This is a genomic window from Rhodococcus sp. 06-462-5, from assembly GCF_002258315.1.
In the GTDB taxonomy this organism is placed as follows: Bacteria; Actinomycetota; Actinomycetes; order Mycobacteriales; family Mycobacteriaceae; genus Rhodococcoides.
Genome location: NZ_NOYD01000015.1, coordinates 1 through 25,520, shown reverse-complemented (window position 1 = coordinate 25,520; position 25,520 = coordinate 1). Strand labels below are relative to the sequence as shown.

Below are 25,520 nucleotides of genomic sequence, written 5' to 3'. Positions count from 1 at the left end.
GGTCGTCACGAGCCCGAAATCGGGCATCGATACGAGCAGGCAGGGGATCGCAACGGTGTTGACGCTCCACCGCGCCGAACGCGCCGGAACACTCGCGGCTGCACTCGCCGACATCCTGTCCGTGCCGTTGGACGATCCGTTCGTACCCGAGATCGTGTCGGTCCCGGCGAAGGGCGTCGAGCGGTGGCTCGCGCAGCGACTGTCGAGCACTCTGGGCGGTTCGGACGGCGACGGCATCGCCGCGAACATCGAATTCCCGAGCCCGACGCGATTGGTGTCGCGCGCCATTGCAGCGGTCGACGACATCGACCCCGACGACGATCCCTGGGCTCCGGGCCGGGTTCTCTGGACCGCGCTGGAGGTGATCGACGAGTGTCGCACCGAAACCTGGGCGGCCGTGCTGTTCAAGCACCTCGGTGCAGGTTCCGAGGATCACCGGGTGGGACGCCGCTGGTCGACGGCATCGCACGTGGCAGAACTGTTCCGCAACTACGGATCCCAACGTCCCCAGATGCTGCGCGACTGGTTCGACGGTCGCTACACCGACGGACACGGCGGCGATCTCGACGAGGACCTGCTGTGGCAACCGCGAGTGTGGGCCGCGATGCGCGAGCGGATCGGCAGCCCGAGCCCAGCCGAACGACTACCGCAGACCTGCGCACGGCTTCGGGACGCACCGGAGTCGGTGGACCTACCGAGCCGCTTGTCGGTGTTCGGTCCGACCCGGCTGGCAACCGATCAGCTCGAGATATTGAGTGCGCTCTCGCAGGCGCGCGACGTGCACATCTGGGTTCCGCATCCAAGCCCGTCGATGTGGCGCACCCTTGCCGAGATTCCGGCGGTGACGCGCCGCCGAGACGACACGACAGCTCTGGCCGTCGAGCACCCACTGCTGGCCGGCCTCTCGCGAGACGTGCGAGAACTCCAAGCCACCATCGCGTCGGTGGCGACGCACACCGTGCATCACGAGGGCCCGGAAACAGCGAACACCCTGCTCGGTCGAATTCAAGCGGACATCACCGCCGATTCGCCTCCATCTCCCGAATTCGACGACGGCACAACGTTCGTGGACGGATCTGTGCAGATCCACGCCTGTCACGGACCGGCCCGGCAAGTCGAAGTGTTGCGTGAGTCGTTGTTGCATCTGTTCACCGACGACCCGACGCTCGAACCACGGGACGTGCTGGTGATGTGCCCGGATGTCGAGACCTATGCGCCGCTGATTCGCGCGAACTTCGGGCAGGCGGCGTTGGTGCATCCTGGACACCGGTTGCGTGTGCGCCTGGCCGATCGGGGCCTGCGCCGCACAAACCCAGTCCTGGACGTCATCGCTACGGTGCTCGACTTCTCGGAGGGCCGGGTGACGGCGAGCGAGCTGTTGGACTTCGCCGCGAGCGGTCCGGTGCGGGAGAAATTCTCGTTCACCGACGACGATCTCGAGCGCTTGCGCGAGTGGGTGACGAGCTCCGGTGCTCGTTGGGGATTGACAGTTCGTCAGCGAGAAGCATATGGCTTGAACGGTTTTCGGCAGAACACCTTCAAATCGGCACTCGATCGCATCCTGCTGGGAGTGGCCGCGGACGAGACTCGGAACGAATACCTCGACCTCGCGCTACCTCTCGACGATGTGGACAGCAACGACATCACCCTCGCCGGACGCTTCGCCGAACTCGTCGATCGGCTCGCCTCGGTGCTCCGAGCACTGGCCGGTCCGGCAGCGGTGACCGAGTGGACCCGGCAGCTGGGCCGTGCCCTCGATCTCCTCGCCGACGTGCCCACCGCCGACGAATGGCAACTGGCACAGGCGCATCGCGAGATCTCCGACGCCACCGAACACGGCGGTACCGCCGAGCTACGGCTCGCGGACGTGCGCGCCATGCTGGCCGGCAGACTGGCCGGCAGGCCCACCCGAGCGAACTTCCGCACCGGCGAGCTGACCGTGTGCACCATGGTGCCGATGCGCTCGGTGCCGCACCGAGTGGTGGTGCTGCTCGGGCTCGACGACGAGGTGTTCCCCCGAGTGGGCAGTACCGACGGAGACGACATCCTCGCCCGTGATCCGGCCGTCGGCGAACGAGACATTCGCAGTGAGGATCGACAACTGCTCCTCGACGCGGTGATGTCGGCCGAGGAGAAGCTGCTCTTGTTCTACACCGGAGCCGACCCCGTCGACGGGTCCGCCAAGCCGCCCGCGATCCCGCTGCGCGAGTTGATGGACGTGCTCGAGGTGACGGCGGGCGGAAGCGTCGAACACCGGCATCCGCTGCAGCCGTTCGATCCGCACAACTTCGAAGCCGAACACCCGTTCAGCTTCGATACCGTTGCCCTGGCCGGAGCGGTGTCCCAGCAACGGACGCCCGATCCGGTTGCACCGTTTCTGCCCCACGCGCTCCCTCCGGGCGATCTCGGGGACGTCGAGCTCGCCGAACTGATTGCCTTCGTCGAGAACCCGGTGCAGGCCTTTCTGCGGCAACGGCTCGGATTTCGAGTTCCGGAGCTCGAGGACGACCTGGCGGACAGTCTGGACATCGAGCTGGATCCGTTGTCCCGGTGGAACATCGGTGATCGAATGCTCGCGGCAGTGCTCGCCGGTGGTGACATCGGAGAATTCGCCGACGCCGAGTGGCGGCGCGGCACCCTTCCTCCGTTCCATCAGGGCCGCAGAGAGATGTCCGACATTCGGCAGATCGTCGGAATCATCGCCGACGCGGCCGCTCCCTTCCACGAGGGGCCGGCCGAGACGATCGACGTCGCGGTCGATCTCGGCGACGGACGCCGCCTGACCGGCACCGTCACCGGAATTCACGGCCGTACGCTGGCGCGCTCGTCCTACTCGCGCCTGGCCGCCAAACATCGACTGGCCGCGTGGGTGCGGTTGCTGGCCGTGGCCGCATCCCAGCCAGGGGAGTGGAGCGCCGTAACCATCGGCCGAGCGAGCGGCATGCGCCCGCCTCGCCGCTCCCGGTTGACCGCCCCGCGGGACCCTGTAGCCGTGCTGCGGGACTTGGTGGACTTGCGCGATCGTGGAATGACCTCGCCGCTGCCCATATCGACCGGTACCGCATCGGCCTACGCGGAGAAGCGATTCGGTGGCGGATCCATCGAGGACGGCTACGACTCGGCCACGTGGGCGTGGCGGGGCGACTTCGGCGACGGGACCGACCGGTCGTTGCGGTACGTCCACGGTTCGACACTGTCGTTCCAGACGTTGCTCGCCGCGACCCCGCATGCCGATGAGACCGAGCCGTCGAACGAGAAGAGCCGCTTCGGAATTCTCGCTCGAAAGCTGTGGGACCCGTTGCTGACCGCCGAGAACATGGGGAACGCATGACTGCCGCCCGCGGATTCGACCTGCTCGGTCCGATGCCGACCGGAACGACCGTCCTCGAAGCCAGCGCCGGGACCGGCAAGACGTACGCGATCGTGGGGTTGGCCGCGCGCTACATCGCCGAAGGGATCGCCGAGATCTCGGACCTGCTCCTGGTGACGTTCAGTCGGGCCGCGACCCAGGAACTCCGAGACCGCACCCGCAGCAGGTTCGCCTCGATCGCCCGGGACCTGGCAGAGCCGGACACCGCTCGCGCATCTCGGGATCCACTCGTGGCGTTTCTGGCCGCAGTCGACGATGCCGAAGTGGACCGGCGGCGTCGACGGTTGCGAAGGGCATTGTCGGACTTCGACGCCGGAACCATCGTCACCACTCACAGTTTCTGCCAGCGCATGCTCGACGGGCTCGGCATCGCAGGCGAACGCGAACCGGAATCGGCCTTCGTCGAATCGGTCTCGGACCTGCTCGAACAGGTCGTGGACGACCTATATCTGCAGATGTTCAGCGGTGACGACGAGGCGCCGGCATTCAGTAGGCGGGACGCTCAGCAGTTGGCGTTGGCGGCCGTGGGTGACCAGCAGTCGATTCTGTACCCCGACACCGAGGACCTGGACGACAGCAACCGCGAGCCTGGACTACGTGTGCGGTTCGCCCGGGAAGCACGCCGGGAAATCGAACGTCGCAAGCGCCTGCTCGGGGTGCGTGACTACAACGACCTTCTGGGACTTCTGCACTCGGTGTTGTCCGATCCCGTCCACGGCGAGGCCGCCTGCGCGCGAGTACGAGACCGATTCCGCGTCGTGCTCATCGACGAATTCCAGGACACCGACCCCATGCAGTGGGACATTCTGCGGCGGGCATTTCACGGATTCACGACGCTCATCCTCGTCGGCGATCCGAAGCAGGCCATCTACGCGTTCCGTGGAGCAGAGGTACTGAGCTACCTCGACGCGGTGCAGACCGCGGACCACCTCTACGAGCTCACTGCCAACTGGCGTAGCGATTCGGGGCTGCTCGACGCCCTGCATCATCTGTACGGGGGTGCAGCCCTCGGTCACGACGACATCGTGGTGCACCGGGTCGAGGCGCGGAACCCTCTCTCGCGCATGGTCGGACATCCTCCCCTGCGGTTGCGCTACCTTCCCCGAACCGGAGCTGGGCCACTGCGGCAGGGTTTTCCCGCGGTCGACCGCCTCCGATCCCGGGTTGCGGCGGACGTTGCGGCGGACATCGTCGAGCTGCTGTCCGGGCATGCCGTGATCGAGCGACCCGACGGCCCTCGGGTGATCGGACCGCGGGACATTGCCGTGTTGACCCGAACGACCAAGCAGGTGGCGTTGATTCGGGACGCACTCGACGCGGTCGGGGTGCCGTCCGTCGTATCGAGCAGCACCAGCGTGTTCGGCACCGAGAGTGCCCGACACTGGCTGTGGTTGCTGCAGGCGATCGAGCAACCTCACCGCACCGATCGCGTCCGTCTGGCCGCCTTGACTCCGCTGCTCGGGTGGACCGCCGCGCAACTCGACTCCGGAGCCGAGGACGCGCTGTCCCAGGTCAGCAGTCGCCTGCGCGAGTATTCGGTGCTCTTCGACGAGGCCGGGTTCGCGGCAGTCTTCGAGCGGGTGTCGGCCCAATCCGGACTCGATGCCCGGCTGCTCGCGGTCGAAGCCGGTGAGCGCACGATGACCGATCTGCGACACATCGCCCAATTGCTCAATCGCGCAGCGGTATCGGAGTCCTACGGAATCACCGCCCTCACTCGCTGGATGACCGACCGCATCAAGGAACCGGCAGCGGGCGGGTCGACCGACCGCAGTCGTCGACTCGACAGTGATTCCGCAGCGGTGCAGATCATGACGACACACGGCAGCAAAGGGCTCGAATTCCCGGTCGTCTATCTGCCCTACGCCTGGGACACGTTGTTCTTCAGCAAGCCGTCGACGCTGTTGCTGCACGAGGACGGCAAGCGAATCCGAGACGTCGGCGGACCGTCCGGTTCGGGCTACGCGGCCAGGAAGATCCTCAACGATCAGGAGGAGGCAGGCGAGGAACTGCGATTGCTCTACGTCGGTCTCACCCGCGCCGAGTGCCGGATCGTGCTCTGGTGGGCGCCGGGCCGAAACACCGCGACGTCCTCGCTGCACCGCATGCTGTTCGGACGCATCCCCGGAATTGCTCTGCCGGAGCCGTCGTACAAGGTTCTCGACGACGCGACGACTGCGAACCGGCTCCAATCCTGGGTCGGATCGGCAGCCGGCCTCGTCTCGGTCGACGCGGTGGGACCCGGTGAGCCGTCCACCGCACACTGGATTCGTCCCGAGCAACCGCACCTCGACGTCGCTGCCGCACGATTCGATCGAACCCTCGATCTGCTGTGGCGTCGAACGTCGTACTCCGCGTTGACAGCTCACGCTCACGACGCCGCGCCCGGCCGGCCCGAGGTGGGAGTGACCAGCGAGGCCGAGCATCCGGAGAAGACGGACGAGCCCGCCGAAACGTCGGTGGGCGGCGACTACCCGGGAAACGAGTACACCGACGAACAGCTGGACGGAATCGCGTCACCGATGAACGGCATGCCTGCCGGTGCGGCATTCGGAACGCTCGTCCACGAGGCCCTCGAGCACGTCGACACGTCCGCTCCCGATCTGCTCGAGGAGCTCGAACGTCGTTGCGCTGCGGCGGTCGCGTCGCGGATGGCGGAGGTCGATCCGGCGGCGTTGGCCCAGGCCCTGCTCCCGGTGATGCAGACACCGTTGGGATTCGGGACGCTGGCCGACGTAGCGCCGTCCGACCATCTGGCCGAGCTCGACTTCGAGCTTCCCCTGGCCGGCGGAGACGATCCGGTGGCGGACACGGTCACGTTGAAGTCCGTGGCGCGCCTGTTGCGTCATCATCTGGATCCGGCGGACGTGCTCGCGTCCTACGCAGATCTGCTCGACGATCTCGAGGCGACACCGCTTCGCGGCTTCCTCACCGGGAGTATCGACTCGGTTCTGCGCGTGTCCGGACCGCGGTACATCGTGGTGGACTACAAGACGAATCGAATTGTCGGAGGCGATCTGACCACCGGAAACTTCACGCGCGAGAAGATGGCCCAGGAAATGATCCGCTCGCATTATCCGCTGCAGGCCATCCTGTATGCCGTTGCGCTGCATCGATATCTGCGATGGCGTCAATCGAATTACGACCCGCGACTACACCTCGGCGGAATCCGATACCTGTTCGTGCGGGGCATGGTCGGACCGCAGACCCCCGCCGGGTGCGGGGTGTTCGACTGGAATCCGCCCGCGGCCCTTGTGGTCGAGCTGTCGGACCTGCTCGCCGGGAAGGTGGCCCGATGACCGGCGTCTCGATTGCGCTGCGCGGCAATGGAATTCTGCGCACGTTCAACGATGTGGGTGTGCTGTCGGCATCCGACGTGCACGTGGCGCTGCGCCTCGGTGCCCTGGCCGGGGAGTCGTCGGAGCACGTACTGCTCGCCACTGCTCTGGCGGTGCGCTCGGTGCGATCCGGCTCGGTGTGCCTGGATCTGCGTCGATTGCGAGACGTCACCGTCGACGAGGATTCGGACGTCGATCCGAGCGCACTTCCGTGGCCCGAGCTCGACGACGTGCTCCGAGCGCTGAGGGTGAGTCCACTGGTGGTCGGCAGCTCGAATGGGCCGTTGAGGCCGCTGAAACTGGTCGACACCGATCAGGGTGAGCTGCTGTATCTGGACCGATACCATCTGCAGGAGAGCACCGTTCGGGATCTCCTCGACGTGCGTTCGCAATCCCACCCGCCCGCCGATGCCGTCGAGATCAGCGATGCCTTGGCCGAGCTGTTCGTGGACGAATCGGGTGCACCCACGGCCGCTCCCGACCGACAGCGAATAGCGGCAGCTCTGGCGGCGACGCAGTGGACCACGGTCATCGCCGGCGGACCCGGAACCGGAAAGACCCACACCGTAGCGAGGATTCTCGCGCTCCTCGTACGCGAACACGGGAGCGATCTGCGCATCGGGCTGGCGGCACCCACCGGCAAGGCCGCAGCCCGCCTGCAGGAGTCCGTGTCCGAACAAGCCGGGCTCCTCGGACTTCCAGCGGACCTGAAAGCGATGACACTGCACCGACTTCTGGGATGGAAACCCGGCAGCAAGACGAGATTTCGGCACGACGCCGAGAACCGACTGCCGTACGACGTCATCGTCGTCGACGAAACCTCGATGGTGTCTCTGACGATGATGTGTCGGCTGCTCGAAGCCGTGCGTCCCGAGTCTCGGTTGATTCTCGTCGGTGACCCGGATCAGCTGACATCGGTGGACGCAGGTGCGGTGCTGGCAGATCTGGTGGCCAGGCCGGTGACCGGCACCGAGAACCCGGTTCTGGCGCAGCTCGTCGATGCGGACTTCGCCGCCGCCGAGGATCCTGCAGAAGCGGCTCTGAGCACTTTCGAGCGAGATAGATTGCGCGGCGGCGTCGTTCGGCTCAGTCGTGGCCGACGGTTCGGCGGAGCCATCGCCCGCTTGGCCGTGGCCGTGCGGGACGGCCGGGGCGACGATGTGATGGCGTTGCTCGAGTCCGGCGCGGAGGAGATTTCGTTCCAGGGTCCCGACGACGTCGACGCGCTGCGTTCGGACGTGATCGACACCGCAGCCGAGGTCACCGCCGCCGCGATACGTGGAGATGTCACCGCAGCACTGCTCGCGCTCGAGAAACATCGACTCCTGTGCGCGCACCGCGAGGGTCGATGGGGGGTCTCGCGGTGGGACCGGCAGGCGATGGAGTGGGTAGGAGAAGGAAGCGGAACGTATCTCGACCCTTCGCTGTGGTACCCCGGGCAGCCGTTGTTGGTGACGGCCAACGATCACGAGGCGAGGATCTACAACGGGGACACCGGCGTTGTGGTGTTGGGAGACAACGGAACTCCGATGGCGGCGTTTCCTCGAGGTCGTGGCCACGTGTTGATTCACCCGAATGTGCTCTCCTCGGTACACACCGTGTACGCAATGACGATTCACCGCAGTCAGGGCAGTCAGTACGACACGGTGTCGGTTCTGCTGCCCGCCGAGGCATCGACACTGCTGACCCGAGAACTGCTGTACACCGCCATCACCCGTGCACGATCACACGTACGGGTGATCGGCACCGAGGAGGCCATCCGCGCGGGCGTCGAACGTCAGGTGCTGCGGGCGAGCGGACTGCGCCGCAAGATCCTGTAGGTCGTCAGATCCTGTTCGTCACCGGCACGCGTGCCGGTCTGTCCTGGTCACGGCGTCCATGCTGTGCGCGACCAGAAGCCAGGTGCGGGCAAGGTTCTTCCACACTGCGACCGAGTTCGTCCCGCTCGCGTCGTCGGCGGGGCGAGCCCGAACAGCGGCCGACCGATGCAGAGACAGTGCTCGCGCTTTCAACGCGTCGATATCGCCGTCGGCGCACACCGATCGAACGGTGTGTGCGTCCACGCGCCGACCGACCAACTGGCACAACGCTTGCAGTGACCTCAGCTCGGCAGGAACGTCGTCGGATGTTTCCGAGGGACTCTCGGTCGTGGCGTCGGTCGTGCGATCGACGAACCCACGCTGCAGGTCGACCGGTCCCGACGACGCACCGTCGGCCGCGACGCTCCACACGCTCAGGAACGACGGATGCGGGACGTTCCAGATCTCTCGGAACGCACGCGTGATCATTTCCGCGACCAGCGCCGCATCTGCTCGGGAGTCGGTACGCGTGAGATCGATGATCGACCCGTCTGCGACCGGCTTGCCTCTATCCAACCAACCGCAGTCGAGGAGCTGCACATCCATGGCCGTTGTGTCCGGGGCATCCGGGTACAGCAGTGACGGCAGCGCTGCCACCGACACCAGCACGTTGCCGTCCGTCGCGGCCACGTCGATGTACGGCCGCAATCCACGCTCTCCTGGGCTCGCCTGAGCGGCGGTGACCGTGATGTAGTCCCGCCTGGGCAAAGTCCGAAGACGGGCATGCAGGTTTTCGGTGAACGTGGCCCACGCGAGGGCGGTGGTGGAGTCGAAATGGCCGTTCTGCAGTGCGGTCACGATGCAAACCCTCTTCTCGGACGAGAACTGATGCCTGTATCCGAGACCGTAGCGGGAGGGTCCGACAAGAACCGGACTCAGTACACGTCGCGCAAGTAGCGCTTGGATTGCTTGAGGTCGTTGACGTAGTCCTCGGCGGCGTCGGGGGAGCGGCCACCGTGTTCGGCGACGATCTCGTGCAACGCCTCGTCGACGCCCTTGGCCATGCGAGCCGCATCGCCGCACACATAGAGCTGTGCACCCGATTCGAGCCACCCGTACAGCTCCTTGCCTGCCTCCCGCATGCGGTGCTGGACGTAGATCTTCTGCGGCTGGTCGCGAGAGAAGGCCAGATCGAGTCGTGTCAGTAGACCGTCGCGCTCGAAATCGACGAGTTCGTCCTCGTACAGGAAGTCGCTCGCTCGATGCTGATCGCCGAAGAACAGCCAGTTCTTGCCTGTTGCGCCCCGGGCCCGACGCTCGTGCAGAAATGCCCGGAACGGTGCCACTCCGGTTCCTGGCCCGACCATGATGATCGGAGTGTCGTCGGACGGGAGGCGGAACGATTTGTTGGCCGACAGGAACACTCCGGCCTGATGTTCGTCCCCGACGCGATCGGCCAGATACGTCGAGCAGACGCCGCCGCGATCACGCTCGGCGGACCTGTATCTGACCGTGGACACGGTCAGATGCACGGTGCCCTCGTGCGCGATCGGGGACGACGAAATCGAGTAGACCCGGTGCTGCAGAGGACGCAGCAAGCCGAGGAATTCGGCTGGATCGAACGCTCCCGACCGATCCAGATCGAGAACGTCCGCGACGTCGCGACCCCATGTCCAGGCGTCGAACGACGCGCGGTCGCCGTTCGACAGAACGTGATCGAGCTCGGCGTCACCGGCGCGTTCGGCCACGGCCTCGATCAGATCCATGGGTGGGATGCCGATCTCGTAGTCCGTGGTCAAGGCATCGGCCAAGGTGATTTCGCCGGATTTGGTGTGGACCGCTGTGTCGGCGGGCACGCCGAGGCGCTCGATCACGGACGAGACCAGCGCCGCGTCGTTGACCGGCCTGACGCCGAATCCGTCGCCGGCCTCGTAGGCGATGCCGCTCTCACCGAGCGCGATCGAGAAGTGTCGAACTTCCTTGGCCGACGTGGGGCCGGAGAGGCGTCGGTTGCTCAGGATCTGCGCGCGGTACGGATTCTTCCGATTCCACGGCGAGCGCTTCGATGCGGTCTTGGTGGCGCCGAGATCGCCGGTTCGAGCGTCGATGTCCTGTACCTGCCTTGCAGTAGTCGTCTCTGTGCGTCGACTGGGAGGTCGACTCGGTTCGAACACTAATCGGGACCACTCACTCGCGGTGCAGGACCTCGATTCCGTCGACGGAGTAGACGACGTCGTATCCGCTCGCCAGCGCCCGGCTGACCGCCTGACGATCGCCGGTCTCGTCCGTCGGCCACCCTGCAGGCCGCTGCTGGTTGACGACGATCCACTCCGGGACGGTCGAATCGGTCGTGCGCTGCGGAAAGACCGACACGTCGTGGTCGGCGACGAGTTGGGCCACGAGATTGTTCGACGCCGCAATTCGATCACCGGCGGGAATCCACTCGGAGATCTCTCGGGCGGTCGCGGCCTGCGGATCGATCGTCCATTCCTGCGCGTGCACCACACGTGACATGGGCAGGAACGGCAACGCGACGACCGCGAAGGCTGCCACGAACGCGACGATCAGCTTTCGGCCGCGTTCGGTGAGCTCACCGTGCCGCCGGCTACGCGCCAACGCGTCGAGCAAGGCCACGAACACGATGACCATCAGGATCGCGTTGTAGTGGTAGATGGGCTTCCAGAAGTTGGTGTTGTCACTGAGAAAGCGCCAAGCGACCGTCGGGACGGCGACCAGGAGCAGTGGAGAGCGCAGGGCGAAGAAGCCGGTGACCGCGAGCAGCAGAAAGGCGGTGGCCGCCCGTGAATCGCCGGCGACCAGACCGTGCGCGGTGTCGGCGATGCCTTCGCCGAGCGGGGGCAGCTTCGAGCCCTGATCGTACGAGTTGTCCGAGCTGAGGGCCGGGATGATCACCTTGACCGCGAGAACTACCCAGGTCAGTCCCCAGACAGCAGTCAGCGCCCCCGCGATGCGTGTTCGACCGCTCGTCCACAGCGCCACCAACGCCCCGATGACGATCACCGTCAGACCCATGTCCTCTTTGACGAACACCAACGGTAGAGCCCAGGCCAGGGCCGGCAGCCAGCGTTGTCGAACCAGCGCGACCATCGACACGGCCAGCAGAGGCATCGCGAACGCCACCTCGTGGAAGTCGAAGTTCAGCGCGGCCTGCACGCCCCACGACAGCCCGAACGCCGCGGCCGTCACGACGCCGACGATCGTGCCGAATGTCTGTACCGCCAGTCGACTGATCGGAATCACGGCGAGCGCGAACAGCACGGCTTGCGCGATCAGCAGCGTCTCGGCGTGTGGGAACACCCGGTAGAGCGGTCCCAGCAACGCGGTGATGGGCGAGAAATGATCGCCGAGCGTGTTGTAGCCGGTGCCGAGCAGGTCGGACGTCGGCGCGCGAAACTGCGAGTACGACGCGATCTGCTGAACGAATATCCCCAGGTCGAATCCGGAGGTACGGAGCTGGCGATGGCCGAGGACGGACATCACCGAGTACAGGGTCGCCAGCACGGCGAACGAGACGGCCGGCACCAGCGTCTCGGCGGAGCGGAATTTCGACCGCCGGTCTGTGGTGGCTGTTTCGTCGGTCGCTGTGTCGTCACTGTCGGCATCGGTGACGACCGTGGATTTCTCGGTAGTGGTCACGAGAAGGCATGTCTACCGGATCGACGTGAGATGTTCCTGAGAACCGCCGGTCAGCGCTTGCGCTTCTTCGCTGGCTTGCGTCGTGGCGGCTGTGAGGTGAGGTGATAGTAGAGCGCATCCTCGGAGTCCTCGACCACCACATCGATGAAGTCGCCCACTTCGAGGTAGTCGTTGACGGCGATCCGGTCGGTCGAGCCGATGACCGCTTTCACCGATCGTGCGGGAACGAGACCTCTACGGCCATCCGGTCCGACGGCGAGTGCATAGCGTGGACCGGTGCGGGTGACCCTGGCGCTGATGAAGTCCGGATCCTTCGGAATCGGGTCGGCAGCGAGCACGCCCCCGTCCTTCGACGCGGCCGTCAACGAGTCGAGCTGCGCGGCCAGATCGTCGGCCATCGCATCCACCTGATCGAGCAGATGGGCCATGTGCGCGGCGTAGTCGGTGTGCTTCTTGGTCGGCTTGAGCGCCTCACCGGGCTTGTACATGTCCTCGTGGGTCAGCTCGCCCCAGGCGTCCTGCAGGCGCGTCTTGACCTGAACTTCGACCTTCACATCGAGATCACCCTGATGTGTTGCCACTCGAACGACCAGCACGGCGTGGTACGCGCGATAGCCGCTGGGCTTGGGAAAGGCGACGTAGTCGGTCGGTGGTTGCGCGAACCGTACCGAGCATTCCGGGTCGTTGCACGCACGCTCGAGCGCAGCGACGAACGTCAGCTGATCGCGCGGGGTCTTGCACAGCACCTTGACGCCGACGAGATCGGGCAACGCCTCGGCGACGGCATCGGCGTCGGTCGGCTCGGTGATGCGGCCCTCGGAGAGATAGCGGCGCAGTTTGTCGGCCGATCTGCCGGGGTCCTTGATGCGTGCCGTCTGCGCGTTCAATCGGTCTCGATCGACGTCCTCGAGAATCTCGTCGGCAATGGTCTCGAGGAAATTCTGCGCGGTGACGAGAGCGGCTTCCCACGCTCGACGACGCTGCAGGTACAGCTCTTCGACCAAGTCGTCGATACTCGTTGCCGATGTCACGATGCCGAGGTTAACGCAGAAGTACCGCCAATCCTTTCGGCGGCGCGCGTTCGAGCTGTGGCGCGCCTGTGTCCGGTTTACGCTCTACCGCATGACCTTGGCTTCGGAACAGAAGGACGACTTCGTCGAACAGTTCGATCCCTTCCGTCGTGAGTTGCTCGCGCACTGCTATCGCATGACCGGATCGATCCACGATGCCGAGGACCTGTTGCAGGAGACGTACATTCGCGCGTGGCGGGGATACGCCAAGTACGAGGGCCGCTCGTCCCTGCGCACATGGCTGTACCGAATCGCAACCAACACCTGTCTCACCGCTCTGGACGGCCGGGCGAAGCGCCCCCTGCCGACGGGCTTGGGTGCACCGAGTTCAGGCCCCACCGACGAACTCGTGCAGAACAACGAGATTCCGTGGTTGGAGCCGATTGCCGATTCCGATCTGGCGGATGCGAGTGATCCCGCATCGATCGTGGTGTCGAAGGAATCCGTGCGGCTCGCCTTCGTCGCCTCACTGCAACATCTGTCGTCGCGACAGCGCGCGGTGTTGTTGATGCGCGAAGTGTTGCAGTGGAAAGCGTCGGAGGTTGCCGAGGTTCTCGCCACGACGACGACCGCAGTCAACAGCCTGCTGCAGCGCGCCAGGGAGCGACTCGACGAGATCGCGCCCGAGCTCGACAACGTCGAGCCCATCGAATCCGCGGAACTGCAGCAACTTCTCACGCAGTACGTGGAGTGTTTCGAGAGCTACGACATCGACCGGTTGGTCACACTGTTCACCTCGGACGCGGTGTGGGAAATGCCGCCGTTCGTCGGGTGGTACCAGGGCGGCGAGACCATCGGATCTCTCATCCGGAACAACTGCCCCGCAAACGGAGCAGGCGACATGCGGATGGTGTCCACCTCTGCAAACGGTCAGCCTGCTTACGGGCTGTACATGCTGGCCGAGGACGGTGTGCACCGGCCGTTCCAGCTGCACGTGCTCGATGTCGATGCCAGAGGGGTCGGGCATGTGGCCTGCTTCTTCGATCTGACTCTGTTCGATCGATTCGGTCTGCCCGACCGCCTCTAGACGAACGGCCGTTCAGCTCTCCGAGACGGCCGACGGATCCATCCACATCACTTCCCACACGTGGTTGTCGAGGTCGCGGAACGCCCGGCCGTACATGAACCCGTGATCCTGGGGCTCCATCCACTTCGATCCACCCGCGGCGATAGCCGCGTCGGTGAGCGAATCGACCTCCTCGCGGCTGTCGGCAGAGACGCACATCAGCACCTCGCGGGCCGAGCCCGTGTCGCAGATCGAGTCCGAGATGAAGTCCTCGAAACGCGAGGTGGCCAGGAACATCACGGTCGCCTGATCGCTGACGACCATCGAGGCACAGTTCTCGTCGCTGAACGCGTCGTTGAACTCGAATCCGAGACCCTCGAAGAATGCGCGGGTGGCGACGACGTCGCGGACGGGCATGTTGGCGAACAGCATTCTGGACATGGATACACCTTTTCTGGAAGAACCTGCTGAGTCGGACCGTCGAACAACGGTCTTGCTCGTACTGACAGCTCTCGATCCGAAAAGTCATCGGGTGCAGATGTGCCGACACGACGCGACCCCGCCGAGCGGGTGCTCGACGGGGTCGCGGACTGCGAAGCTGAAGGGGGCGTGTAGCTATCGCGTGATCTGTGCGAGGCGCGACAGCATGCGTGAGAAGACGTGGCCGTCGTTGCCGAGGTCTGCGTAGGGGTCGGCTGCCTGGTCCGACTCGGTGGCACCGGACGTTGCCGCAGCAAGTGTGCGGGCCAGGCGGGTGCGACGCTCGATGGCGTCGAGGATGGTGGCGTCCAGCGTTGAAACTTCGTCGAAGAGCTGGTCGACGTCGGCTGTCGCGATGTCGGCACTGTCGGTGCCAATTGCGAGCGAATCGATCTGAACAGTCACATCGTCTCCTTTTGTTCGCGTCCTGAGGTGTGAGTCGTTCGGTCGGTCGGAACCGTTACAGCTCGACCCGAGTAAAAACGATGTTTCGTCGCCGAAACCAACATGCCCACTCGACGGGCCTGGGCCAACCTCTTCGGGGTGTGATGCTGCATACAGTCCGGTCGGTTCCGCCACCTGCGGCTTCTCGGGACGAAACGGCTCGGAGGATTCTTCTCGTGTTGTTCCGGGTAGCCCCGAAGCGAATGACGTCGACTTTCGAGGAGTGAACGATGCGTTACGACTACCTGATCATCGGCGGGGGAATGGTTGCGGACAGCGCTGCGCGCGGAATCCGCGAGCAGGACGCGTCGGGCTCCATCGGCATACTCGGCGCGGACCCCGACGCGCCGTACACGCGCCCGGCGCTGTCCAAGAAACTGTGGACCGACCCGGAGTTCGGCCGAGATCAGGTCTCCCTCGACACGGCCTCCGACACCGGTGCAGAGGTACACACCGGAACCCGAGTCGCATCGATCGAACGCTCGAACTCGTCGGTCACCACGAAATCCGGAGAACGCCACGAATACGGAAAGCTCCTCCTTGCAACGGGTGCGGCGCCTACGCAAATCGAACTGACTCCCAGCCCCCGCGTGGTGTATTTCCGCACCTTCGCCGACTATCGGGCACTGCGCGAGCTGACGAAGACCGCCGATCACATCGCCGTGGTCGGCGGCGGATACATCGGCACCGAAATCGCAGCTGCTCTGTCTCTCCAGAATGTGAAGGTCACACTGGTGACGTCGGACGCCGTATTGGGGGGACACATGTTTCCGTCGAGCCTGGCTGCAGGCTTCGACAAGGGTTTCGCCGGCCACGGTGTGACCGTGCGCAGGGGAACGAGGGTCGTTTCCGGAGCCGAGGCGTCGGCACGCGTACAACTGCAACTCGACGACGGTTCGACGGTGGAGGCGGACGGAGTCGTGTTCGGACTCGGCGTGCGACCCGACACGGAACTGGCCGAGTCTGCGGGGTTGGCAGTCGACGACGGCGTGATCGTCGACGAGTTCCTCCGGACCGAGGACGAACACGTCTACGCCGCCGGTGACGTGGCGAACTACCCCGACGCCATCCTCGGACGCCGACGGATCGAGCATGTCGACAACGCGACCGAGATGGGCAAGGCCGCAGGACGCAACATGGCCGGTGCCGCAGATCCCTACACGTACACCCCGTACTTCTACTCCGACGTCTACGACGACGGCTATCAGGCGATCGGCACGGTGTCCACGACGCTCGATGTCGTCGAGGACTGGAAGTCGGTCGGCAAGGAAGGCGTCGTCTACTACCTCGACGACGATGCCGTCGTTCGGGGCGTACTGATGTGGAACGTCTGGGAGGGCCTCGACGAGGCGCGCACTCTGCTGGCCGAGAAGAAGCCGCAGACCGAGGAATCGCTGCGCGGACTGATCTGAACTTCTGGAACACTCGATGGCGAGCGATCCGTCGACGAGACCGGCGATGCGGCGTGACCTAGGAGAGACGATGTCCGAGTTCGATGGCAGTGAGTCGGCCGAACAGCGTGCCCGATTCGACGACGAGGTCCACCGCCGCTGCGCCGACTGCCGGTTGCCCGGTCACTCCGAGCCACTGTCCGACGCGGCCGCCGTCGCCATCGCGGCCGGGCGAGTGGACGAGGCCACCCGAGCAGTCCTCGTGAACCGATGGCGCGCCGGACGTTCGCTGCCGTCGATCGGTGGATTCGGCGCATTGCGCAATCTGGTGGACGAGCGCGATCGCTGGCTCGCCAAAGACACGACCAGCAAGCCCGGATCGGCTCTGGTGTACAAACTTCGAGCTGCCGAGTTGAGCAAACGCGTCAATCACCACCGCACCACCGTGGTGATGTCCAACCGCCACTACGCCACCGGAGTACGTGCGGCGCGGAAAGAGCGCCGGGAGGGTGTGCATCTCGACCTGGACCAGCGGGACGCGGTGTTCGATGCGTTGACGAGAACGCCCGCGCCACAGAAGTTCGGGCCGATCGCCGAGCGTGGCCTGTCGCTGGTGGATGCGGCCACCGATCGGGTGAGCACGCTCGCGCGCAGAACCCCGGTGGCCGACAGGGTCGAGTGGGCGACAGGAATGGTCGAGCAATTCGTGGACCGAAAGGACGACCGCTTCGTCGATCGCTACGACACCCTGCTGTTCCTTGCCGGCACGTCGTTCGATCGGGTGCGTCGCTCGCCGGCATGGCAGTCGGCGTACTTCGAGATCCAACGCAATCAGCTGGACCTGTTCGTCGAACTCACCGAGATCTCGGTCGATGCCACCTCGCTGCGCGCGGTGGCGACCGAGCTGATTCGGATCGGCGAAACGATGGTCGACGAGGAGACCGCAGCACAGGTCGAATCCCGCCGTGGCGCACTGGAAGTGGTCTGGAAACAGTTGACCGGACGGGTGGCCGCGCTGGTTCGACTCGCGAACGTGGTCGAGTCCTCGGAGACCGAGGCACGCACCTCCGACGCGATGGCCCGCGCGCACAGCTTGGACGATCGAATCGATGACCTCGTCGGGCGGTCGGGGAGCCGGGAGATGTCTGCCGAGAACACGCACTTCGTCGGTGATCAAGTGCGGACCCAGTGGCGCGACTGAGTGCCGTTCAGGGCACGGAATCGCGCCACTGGCTCTAGGCGATGATTGCGAACAGAATCCCCGCGACAGCGAAGCTGACCACGGACAGAATTGTCTCGAGGACCGTCCATGTTTGAAGTGTCTGCTTGACGGTGAGGTTGAAGAATTTCGCGATGATCCAGAATCCGCCGTCGTTGACGTGGCTGGCGATGATCGAGCCTGCCGCGATGGACATGGCGATGAGCGCGATGGCCGGAGCCGAGTAGTCCTGAGCTGCTACCAGGGGTCCGACGATTCCGCCGGTCGTCACGATGGCCACTGTGGCCGATCCCTGCGCGACTCTCAGTGCGCAGCTGATGATGTAGGCCAGGACGATGATCGGGAGGCCCGCGGCCGCCATGGTGTCGGCCAACGCGGTGCCGATGCCCGTGGCCGAGATGACCTTTCCGAAGAAGGCGCCTGCGCCGACGACGAGCAGCAGCATTCCTACCGGACGCAGAGATTCTCCGGTCAGTTTGCTCAATTCCTGGACCGTGGATCCGCGGCGGATCCCCAACACGTAGAACGCGATCAGTACCGCTATGAGCAGTGCGACGGCCGGCGTGCCGAAGAACGTGAGCACTTCGAGGAGGTTGCCGGGATCGAGCAGAATGCTGCCGAACGTGGCACCGAGGATCAGGACCAATGGAACGGCAATGATCGCTCCGATGGTGCCCACCGACGGTGGCGTCGTGACGACCGGGCGCTTGGTCGCGACCGTGCCTGCGCCTCCACCCTCGGTGGTGCTCGCGTCGTTTCCGTCGTTGATGAAGTCCTCGGGAACGTCGACGATGATGCGTTTGCCGATCCAGTTGCCCCACACCAGGCCCGCGGCGATGAATCCTGGTATTCCGCAGATGAATCCGAACAGGATGAGCCAGCCGAGGTTGACCTCGAGCAACCCGCCGAGGGCAACCGGACCTGGATGTGGCGGCAGGAAGGCGTGCGTCATGGACAACCCTGCCAGCATCGGCAGCGCGTAGAGCACCAACGACTTTCCGCCCTGACGTGCCGCCACGTACACCAGCGGTGCCAACACGAAGATGCCGATGTCGAAGAACACCGGGATGCCGAAGATCAGCCCCAGCAGTCCCATTGCGATGGGTGCTCCGCGTTCTCCGAAGACTCCCAGCAGCTTTGCGGTCAGTGCTTGTGCGCCACCCGACTTTTCGAGAATCGCGCCCAGGACCGTTCCCAGTCCGATGATGACTGCGATGTGCCCGAGTATGCCGCCGAACCCGGTTTCGAGAAGCGACTCGTTGCTCTTGATAGCGGTGCCGACAATCTCGTTGACGGGCAAACCGGCAGCCAGAGCCAAGCCGAGGCCGACGATGAGAAGTGCGATGAACGGTTCGAGTTTGACCTTGATGATGACGACGAGCAGTACGGCAATTGCGATGCCGCACAACACGAGTAGGCCTGGCGTGGATGTCCTGAGCCAGTCGACGACAGAATTCATGACGAGCCTTCCTTGATGTCTGCACTGATTGCCGCCACGAACGTCTGCGCTCGAACGGTGATGTCGTCCCACTGGGCACCCGCGACCGACGCCGGTGGAACCACGTCGGTGCCTGCAGTCACTGCGACGGCACCGGATGCCAGGAACTGAGCAGCATTGCCTGCGTTGACTCCGCCGGACGGAACGAGTCGTGCGTCGGGGAAGGGGCCGAGCAGATCCTTGAAATACGCGGGCCCGACGGTCCGAGCCGGAAATATCTTCACGGCATCCGCTCCCAGATCGAGGGCTGTCATCACCTCCGACGGGGTGAGCGCGCCCATCATCAGCGGGATCCCGGCCTCGGTGACGATCGCGGCAACGTCGGGGCGCAGCCCGGGGGTCACGACGAAGTGCGCCCCGGCGTCGATCGCGGAGCGCGCTTGGTCGGCGGTCAGGACGGTGCCTGCCCCGACGACTGCACCCGAGTTCGATGCCGCGCGGATCAGTTCGAGGACGCCCGGTGTGGTGAAGGTCAGCTCGAGCGCGCGAATTCCTCCGCGCGCGAGCGCATCTGCCAACGCAGCAGGATCCGAGATATGCGGGGCGCGGACCACCGCCAGCGCGCGGTCCTCGAGAATCGTCGTCAATGCGTTCATGATGTGTGCTTTCCGGTGGGATTCATCCGCAGGGCGCGGCCTGCCAGAGAATGAGTGGGACGATGATCGTCGATTGCGAACGCGCCGTTGACCATGACGTGGCTGATGCCCTCGGCCTGTTGCTTCGGATTCTCGAACGTGGCGGTATCGCGCACGGTGACCGGGTCGAACAGGACGAGATCGGCTGCGTGCCCTTCGGCGATCGTGCCGCGGCCGCGAAGGCGGAGCCGCGAAGCGGGACGACCGGTCAGGTGATTGATGCAGTCCTCGAGTGAGAGCAGCTGCTCGTCCCGAACGTAATGACCCAGGTAGCGTGGGAACGTTCCCCAGGCGCGTGGGTGTGGCTTCTCGCCGACCAGGATCGCGTCGCTGCCGCCCATATGGCGCGGATGCGCCATGATCTCGCGCACGTTCTCCTCGTGTCCGACGTGCTGCAGAATGGTTGTGGCCAGCGCGTCTCGGCGAAGGAAGTCGAAGAACACGTCCACCGGGGAACGACCCGCCTCGGCCGCGATGTCGGACATCGTGCGCCCGACGTAACGATCGAGCTCCGGATTCGCCACTCCGCTGAGCTGGATGGTCTCCCACTCGACGGTCACGCCATGGCAGCCGTCGGACCCGTCGATGTCGACATCGCGCGCGATGCGTCGACGCATGTCCGGATCGTCGAGTCGTTCGAGCGCGCGGTCCGGGCCACCCGACATCGCCCAACTCGGCAGCAGCGCAGACAGAGTGGTGGCGCCGGGCAGATACGGATACGTGTCGAGGGTGACGTCGCATCCGCTCGAGATCGCAGAATCGACGCGGTCCAGGAACTCACGCGCCCGGCCCCGATTGACCCCGAAGTTCATCGTCGCGTGAGTCAGATGCAGCGCACATCCCGTTTGCTCGGAGAGATCGAGCATCTCCTGATACGCGTCGAGCGCGCCCGCGCCGTAGGACCGAGTGTGCGGTGCATAGAACCCACCGAAGTCGGCGACGACCTCGCACAGTGCTCGCAATTCGCTGGTGTCCGCGTACATTCCGGGCGTGTACGTCAAACCGCTCGACATTCCGACGGCACCCTCCTGCAATCCCTGGGCCAACAACTCCTGCATGTGGGTGATCTCGGACGGCGTCGCGGGTCGCTGATCAGGGCCCACCGCGAGGTATCGCAGCGTTCCCTGGGGAACGAGATAGGCAGCATTCGGAGTGATCCCCTGGTCGAGGCGAGCGAGGTACTCCGAGACCGAACGCCACGAGAAGTCGAGGTCGACGGGATTGCCGTTCCATCCGGCGATCTGACGCCGCACCACATCGAGCGTCGCGTCGTCGATCGGAGCGTAGGCGATGCCGTCCTGCCCGATGACCTCTGTGGTGACGCCCTGACTGATCTTCGGGAAGTGGTCGGGGTCGGTCAGTAGACGCAGATCGGAGTGGGCATGCATGTCGATGAACCCGGGGGACAGGACCTGCCCATCAGTGGCGTCGACGATTCTGTCGGCCTCGCGAACGGTGCCGGGTTCAGCGATCGAAGCGATGATTCCGCCGCGTACGAGAACGTCACGACGCATTCGCGGTGAACCTGTGCCGTCGATGACGTCGGCACCTCGAAAGAGGATATCGGACATGAGTTTTCGGCTCTCTAGAAGAAGGTGTGAACGAGATCGACGACGCGGGGATCGTCGCCATCGGCGTCGTCGACCACGGGAACCAGACGCCACTTGTCGAAGGCGGTGCACGGGTGAGACAGGCCCAACCGCACCACCGATCCCACCGGCAGCGCCGCGGCGTCCTCGGCCGGTAGGCGAAGGAACGCGTGCTGATCGTTCAGCGCTGTGATGTCGGCATCGGGATCGAGGGGCTCGGTTCCCCGAACCAGCTGGGGAACAGGCAGGCCTTCATCGAACGGAAAGTCCCGCTTGCCTGCATCGAGCAGCGCGAGACCGGGCTCCGGCCTGGATACCGTCCGAGCCCATCCGTGCATCGCCGACGTCAGCGGGGCGTCGGTGCGGGCGGGAGTCAGTGGTGAGATCTGCGAGTAGAAGCCGTCGTCGTGCACCACATAGGCACCCGAGCGCAGCACCACGTCGGTAGGCACCCCCTCTCCGGTGGTGAGGGATTGCAATCGCTCGACAACGAGGTCCTGGTAGGCGCTGCCGCCGGCGGTGACGATCGCATGCTCGCCGTACAACCCTTCGGCATCGAGCGCGCGATGGAGGGCGGCGACGTTGTCGAGGTAGGTCCGAACCGCCGCGAGGCCGCTGTCGGTCCGGTCGTGGCTGAGTGCCCCCTCGTAGCCGCCGACCCCGGCCAGGGTCAGCCGCGGCGACGACGCGATCGCACGAGCGACTGCGATCGCCTCGTCGGTCGTCCGCGCGCCGGTTCGACCGTGGGGGCCACCGAGTTCGACGATGACCGGAATGGCGCGTGTTCCCTGCGCCGCCAGTATGCGGGCCATCTCGTGCACGGTTGCGACGCTGTCCGCCCAGCAGTAGAACTCGAATGTCGGATGCGAATCCAGTTCGGCCGCAATCCATGTCAGCGCGACAGGATCGATCTCGGCATTGGCGAGAACGACCCGTTCGACCCCGAACGCACGCGCCGCCTGAACCTGCCATCCGGTTGCGAGGGTGATGGCCCAGCTCCCCGCGTCGAGTTGCTGTTTCCACAGTTGAGGGGCCATCGACGTCTTTCCGTGGGGTGCGAGCAGCACTCCCGCACGCGCCGTCCACTCGGCCATGACCGAGATGTTGGAAGCGATGCGTGCACGGTCGAGGGTCAGTACGGGCGTCGTGAACTCGGAGAGCCGCGGCGACGTGGCGAGAAAGCTCTCGATGGTGTGCCCCCACGACCTGGGGGGCAGTGCCTTGTGCTCGGGTCCGAGCACTCGTCGGCTCAGTGCCTCGACGGCATCGGTGTCGATCACGATCGTCTCCCTGGTCTCGAAAAATTCACGAGGCGTTGCGTATTTTGCAACGCTGGTTGCGCAATGTGTTTATGATTTGTAGTCTGCAACGAAAGTCAGCGTTCCCGCAAGAGTTCGAGGAGATCGACGTGAAAGCACCACGAGCGGTGTGCGTAGGCGAAGGCCTCGTCGTTCTGGTCGCCGAGCCGGGCCCACTGGAGAAGTCGGACACCTTCCACCGCACGGCTGGGGGCGCAGAAGCCAACGTGGCCAGGGTGTTCGGTCAGTTGGGCGTCGATGCATCGTGGATCTCGCGAGTGGGCGACGACGGATTCGGTCGGTACCTCGTCGGCCAATTGGACGCGGCAGGTGTCGACACCTCCGGTGTGACGATCGACGACGAGCGGCCCACGGGCATGTATGTGAAGCAACGCGGCTCGGGTTCCGGCGACCGACACGACCTCGCATCCGGAGACAGCGCCATGACGTACTTCCGTGCCGGCTCGGCTGCCAGCGCCCTGTCGCCCAGTGACATCGACGGGCATGCCGCAAACCTGGTTGCCCGTGCCGATTTGATCCACTTCACCGGAATCACCGTGGCCATCTCCCATACCGCGGCCGACCTGACGACGTCCTTGATGGATTCACCCACCGTCGTCAGCTTCGATCTGAACTATCGGCCGGCACTGTGGAAGTCTCGGCTGGACGCAGCCGCAGATGTGCTCGGTGAACATGTTCGAGGTAGCGATGTGGTGTCCATGGGTGCAGACGAAGCTGCGCTGGTGTTCGGTACATCCGATCCCGCCGAGCTGCGCGAGATGTTTCCGCAACCACACCATTTGGTGATCAAGAACGACGGGCACACCGTGACGGCGTTCGAAGGAACCTCGCGGGTCGACGTACCGGCGCTGAAGCTCGACATAGTCGAAAAGATCGGTGCCGGAGACGCGTTCGCGGGCGGATATCTGACCGGTCTGCTGTTGGGGAGGAGTTCCGTCGAGCGCGTTCGGTTCGGGCATCTGTGCGCGGCGGGTGCCTTGACCGGGCACGGCGACATCGCCTCGGTGCTGCCCCTGGCGGTGCTGATCGAACTGGCCGAACTGCACGACGCCGACTGGGCGGGGCTGGACTACGCAGCCACTGCCGCACGTCACTCGGGGGCACTGCAATGAGTCAAAGTCTCGCGCGGGCGATGACAGTTCTCGGCTTGCTCGGCGATGGACCACGATCACTCGACGAGTTGGCGTCGGTCCTCGAGGTTCACAAGACGACAGTGCTCCGGCTTCTGCGCACGTTGGAAGCCGACCGGTTCGTCCAGCACGACGCCGATCACCGATATCAGCTCGGATCCAGGCTGTTCGAGCTCGCCAACCACGCCCTCGAACAGCGTGACGTTCGGAGCATCGCCCGGCCGCACTTGGCCGAACTGAACTCGATCACCGGTCAAACCGTCCACCTCGCCACCTACGAGGCGGGCGACGTCATCTACATCGACAAGTTCGACGCCCAGCAGAGTGTGCGGATGTATTCGCGAATCGGGAAGCCTGCACCTCTCCACTGCACAGCTGTGGGGAAGATTCTGATCTCGGCCCGTCCCGAAGCGGAGCGAGCGCAGATTGCACGCGGCATCACATACACACCGTTCACCGATCGAACCATCACGACGCCCGAGCGCTATCTGCGCGAGCTCGATCTCGTGCTCGAGCAGGGGTACGCCGAAGACCGTGAGGAGCACGAGTCGTTCGTCAACTGCATCGGCTGCGCAGTGCGCAACGGAACCGGTGATGTGGTGGCAGCGGTGTCGATGTCCGTGCCCGACATGCTGCTCGATCACCAGCAAGTCCTCGCCGCACTCCCCGAAGTGCAGCGCGCCGCGGCGGCGATCTCCGAGGGATTGGGCTGGCGACCGCAAGGAATCCAAGACCGCAAGACACAAACGAGAGCTCGAAGGAAGGAACACGATGAGTGAAAAGATCGAAATCCGCACCACAGGGGCGCCCGCACCGGCTCACACCTTTTCCCAGGGAGTCCGGAAGGGACCGTTCGTTCAGGTCTCAGGACAAGGTCCGGTCGACCCGGTCACCAGCGAGTACCTGTATCCAGGCGATGTGGCCGCGCAGACGACCCGCACGCTCGAGAACGTCAAGGCAATTGTCGAGGCCGGCGGTGCGACATTCGACGACGTCGTCATGCTGAGGGTGTATCTGACCAAGCGCGAGGACTTCTCGACCATGAACGACGCCTACGGCCAGTTCGTGTCGGCGCATACCTCGGGGGATGTCCTACCGAGCCGCACAACTGTGTTCACAGGACTGCCACGAGAAGAGATGTTGGTCGAAATCGACGCCGTTGCGATCCTCTGACCGACTCATGCGGCAGATGTTCACACGGAAATTACATCTGACCAGGCGATTTGCGTAAGCGTTGGTCTTCGCGTAACTTTTGTCGAGTCAGAGCGACACGGACACCGACCCGGTCTTCACAAACCGGGACAACGAGGTTGTACGGAGTATGCACTGAACAACCCAGGCAAGGCGAGATGGTATCAGCCATGCCTGGGGTTCGAGCGTGTAAGCCCCGAAGTCACCGTGCGAACGGCGAGGACGGTGTGTGCGTGTTCTTTGAGAACTCAACAGTGTGTCGATGAATGTCAGTGCCGAAATTATTTTGTTTTGGTGAAAGCATTCGATGTATCAGCCATCCGCTTGTGGTGGTTGTTGTCGGGTGTTGTTTGAAATGCTAGTTGAGTTTTTCTGCTAGTGATT

The 25,520-nt window shown here is 64.7% G+C and carries 19 protein-coding genes; 9 read left to right on the top strand and 10 right to left on the bottom strand.

All coding sequences use genetic code 11. The features are described 5' to 3' along the window. Window positions 1-55: 55 nt before the first annotated feature. From recC to recD, 3 genes are read left to right on the top strand one after another with little or no spacing between them, the layout of a single operon-like run. Window positions 56-3,331, top strand: a complete 3,276-nt coding sequence (gene recC / locus CH251_RS11530; protein WP_094613377.1) for an exodeoxyribonuclease V subunit gamma — start codon at window positions 56-58, stop codon at window positions 3,329-3,331. After that, on the top strand, window positions 3,328-6,669 hold the full coding sequence (locus CH251_RS11525) for a UvrD-helicase domain-containing protein (RefSeq protein WP_094613376.1): 3,342 nt from the start codon (window positions 3,328-3,330) through the stop codon (window positions 6,667-6,669). Before recC ends, CH251_RS11525 begins: the two co-directional genes overlap by 4 nt. Next, entirely contained in the window at window positions 6,666-8,528 is a 1,863-nt protein-coding gene (gene recD, locus CH251_RS11520) for an exodeoxyribonuclease V subunit alpha (RefSeq protein WP_094613375.1), read from the top strand. Before CH251_RS11525 ends, recD begins: the two co-directional genes overlap by 4 nt. Window positions 8,529-8,546: 18 nt before the next feature. Here the strand turns inward: recD and CH251_RS11515 are convergent, their stop codons facing one another. The 4 genes from CH251_RS11515 to CH251_RS11500 form a co-directional block, all read right to left on the bottom strand. Beyond that, complete coding sequence (locus tag CH251_RS11515; protein ID WP_094613374.1) at window positions 8,547-9,365, bottom strand: hypothetical protein; 819 nt, start codon at window positions 9,363-9,365, stop codon at window positions 8,547-8,549. A 77-nt stretch (window positions 9,366-9,442) separates the two neighbouring features. After that, window positions 9,443-10,681 carry a sulfite reductase subunit alpha gene (locus tag CH251_RS11510; RefSeq protein WP_094613373.1) on the bottom strand — a complete coding sequence of 413 codons (1,239 nt, stop codon included), beginning with the start codon at window positions 10,679-10,681 and terminating at the stop codon, window positions 9,443-9,445. Between the two features lie 13 nt (window positions 10,682-10,694). Beyond that, entirely contained in the window at window positions 10,695-12,164 is a 1,470-nt protein-coding gene (locus tag CH251_RS11505) for a DUF2079 domain-containing protein (protein WP_094613372.1), read from the bottom strand. 50 nt (window positions 12,165-12,214) lie between these two features. Then, complete coding sequence (locus tag CH251_RS11500) at window positions 12,215-13,195, bottom strand: GTP pyrophosphokinase family protein (RefSeq protein WP_094613371.1); 981 nt, start codon at window positions 13,193-13,195, stop codon at window positions 12,215-12,217. A 91-nt stretch (window positions 13,196-13,286) separates the two neighbouring features. Here CH251_RS11500 and CH251_RS11495 point away from each other — a divergent pair, with 91 nt between their 5' ends. Next, window positions 13,287-14,261, top strand: coding sequence for a sigma-70 family RNA polymerase sigma factor (locus CH251_RS11495; protein ID WP_094613370.1), 975 nt, complete (start codon window positions 13,287-13,289; stop codon window positions 14,259-14,261). A 12-nt stretch (window positions 14,262-14,273) separates the two neighbouring features. Here the strand turns inward: CH251_RS11495 and CH251_RS11490 are convergent, their stop codons facing one another. Next, a complete protein-coding gene (locus tag CH251_RS11490) occupies window positions 14,274-14,681 on the bottom strand; it encodes a VOC family protein (protein WP_094613369.1) in 408 nt (135 codons plus the stop codon). Between the two features lie 174 nt (window positions 14,682-14,855). Then, a complete protein-coding gene (locus tag CH251_RS11485; RefSeq protein WP_094613368.1) occupies window positions 14,856-15,125 on the bottom strand; it encodes a hypothetical protein in 270 nt (89 codons plus the stop codon). A gap of 269 nt (window positions 15,126-15,394) precedes the next feature. Here CH251_RS11485 and CH251_RS11480 point away from each other — a divergent pair, with 269 nt between their 5' ends. Beyond that, window positions 15,395-16,576 carry an NAD(P)/FAD-dependent oxidoreductase gene (locus CH251_RS11480; protein WP_094613367.1) on the top strand — a complete coding sequence of 394 codons (1,182 nt, stop codon included), beginning with the start codon at window positions 15,395-15,397 and terminating at the stop codon, window positions 16,574-16,576. Between the two features lie 70 nt (window positions 16,577-16,646). Next, window positions 16,647-17,756 (top strand): hypothetical protein, encoded by a 1,110-nt coding sequence (locus CH251_RS11475; RefSeq protein WP_094613366.1) that lies wholly within the window; start codon window positions 16,647-16,649, stop codon window positions 17,754-17,756. Window positions 17,757-17,790: 34 nt separating this feature from the next. On the opposite strand, the gene CH251_RS11470 is transcribed toward CH251_RS11475, so the two are convergent. The 4 genes from CH251_RS11470 to CH251_RS11455 are packed head-to-tail and all read right to left on the bottom strand — an operon-like array spanning window position 17,791 to window position 22,776. After that, on the bottom strand, window positions 17,791-19,233 hold the full coding sequence (locus tag CH251_RS11470; RefSeq protein ID WP_094613365.1) for a GntP family permease: 1,443 nt from the start codon (window positions 19,231-19,233) through the stop codon (window positions 17,791-17,793). Then, window positions 19,230-19,868 (bottom strand): bifunctional 4-hydroxy-2-oxoglutarate aldolase/2-dehydro-3-deoxy-phosphogluconate aldolase, encoded by a 639-nt coding sequence (locus CH251_RS11465; protein WP_094613364.1) that lies wholly within the window; start codon window positions 19,866-19,868, stop codon window positions 19,230-19,232. Before CH251_RS11465 ends, CH251_RS11470 begins: the two co-directional genes overlap by 4 nt. Then, window positions 19,865-21,478 (bottom strand): amidohydrolase family protein, encoded by a 1,614-nt coding sequence (locus tag CH251_RS11460; RefSeq protein ID WP_094613363.1) that lies wholly within the window; start codon window positions 21,476-21,478, stop codon window positions 19,865-19,867. Before CH251_RS11460 ends, CH251_RS11465 begins: the two co-directional genes overlap by 4 nt. A 14-nt stretch (window positions 21,479-21,492) precedes the next feature. Continuing rightward, entirely contained in the window at window positions 21,493-22,776 is a 1,284-nt protein-coding gene (locus CH251_RS11455) for an alanine racemase (RefSeq protein WP_094613362.1), read from the bottom strand. A 128-nt stretch (window positions 22,777-22,904) separates the two neighbouring features. Between CH251_RS11455 and CH251_RS11450 the strand changes: the two genes are divergently transcribed. The 3 genes from CH251_RS11450 to CH251_RS11440 are packed head-to-tail and all read left to right on the top strand — an operon-like array spanning window position 22,905 to window position 25,118. Further along, window positions 22,905-23,927, top strand: a complete 1,023-nt coding sequence (locus CH251_RS11450) for a sugar kinase (RefSeq protein WP_256978980.1) — start codon at window positions 22,905-22,907, stop codon at window positions 23,925-23,927. Continuing rightward, window positions 23,924-24,724, top strand: a complete 801-nt coding sequence (locus CH251_RS11445) for an IclR family transcriptional regulator (RefSeq protein ID WP_094613360.1) — start codon at window positions 23,924-23,926, stop codon at window positions 24,722-24,724. Before CH251_RS11450 ends, CH251_RS11445 begins: the two co-directional genes overlap by 4 nt. Next, on the top strand, window positions 24,717-25,118 hold the full coding sequence (locus tag CH251_RS11440) for a RidA family protein (protein WP_094613359.1): 402 nt from the start codon (window positions 24,717-24,719) through the stop codon (window positions 25,116-25,118). Before CH251_RS11445 ends, CH251_RS11440 begins: the two co-directional genes overlap by 8 nt. Window positions 25,119-25,520: the final 402 nt, after the last annotated feature.

Bases quoted from the DNA above. Each gene is read 5' to 3' on its own strand.
- CH251_RS11460 (WP_094613363.1), bottom strand. From the start codon at position 21,478: ATGTCCGATATCCTCTTTCGAGGTGCCGACGTCATCGACGGCACAGGT.
- CH251_RS11480 (WP_094613367.1), top strand. From the start codon at position 15,395: ATGCGTTACGACTACCTGATCATCGGCGGGGGAATGGTTGCGGACAGC.
- recD (WP_094613375.1), top strand. From the start codon at position 6,666: ATGACCGGCGTCTCGATTGCGCTGCGCGGCAATGGAATTCTGCGCACG.
- CH251_RS11525 (WP_094613376.1), top strand. From the start codon at position 3,328: ATGACTGCCGCCCGCGGATTCGACCTGCTCGGTCCGATGCCGACCGGA.
- CH251_RS11470 (WP_094613365.1), bottom strand. From the start codon at position 19,233: ATGAATTCTGTCGTCGACTGGCTCAGGACATCCACGCCAGGCCTACTC.
- CH251_RS11490 (WP_094613369.1), bottom strand. From the start codon at position 14,681: ATGTCCAGAATGCTGTTCGCCAACATGCCCGTCCGCGACGTCGTCGCC.
- CH251_RS11445 (WP_094613360.1), top strand. From the start codon at position 23,924: ATGAGTCAAAGTCTCGCGCGGGCGATGACAGTTCTCGGCTTGCTCGGC.
- CH251_RS11495 (WP_094613370.1), top strand. From the start codon at position 13,287: ATGACCTTGGCTTCGGAACAGAAGGACGACTTCGTCGAACAGTTCGAT.
- CH251_RS11465 (WP_094613364.1), bottom strand. From the start codon at position 19,868: ATGAACGCATTGACGACGATTCTCGAGGACCGCGCGCTGGCGGTGGTC.
- CH251_RS11475 (WP_094613366.1), top strand. From the start codon at position 16,647: ATGTCCGAGTTCGATGGCAGTGAGTCGGCCGAACAGCGTGCCCGATTC.
- CH251_RS11440 (WP_094613359.1), top strand. From the start codon at position 24,717: ATGAGTGAAAAGATCGAAATCCGCACCACAGGGGCGCCCGCACCGGCT.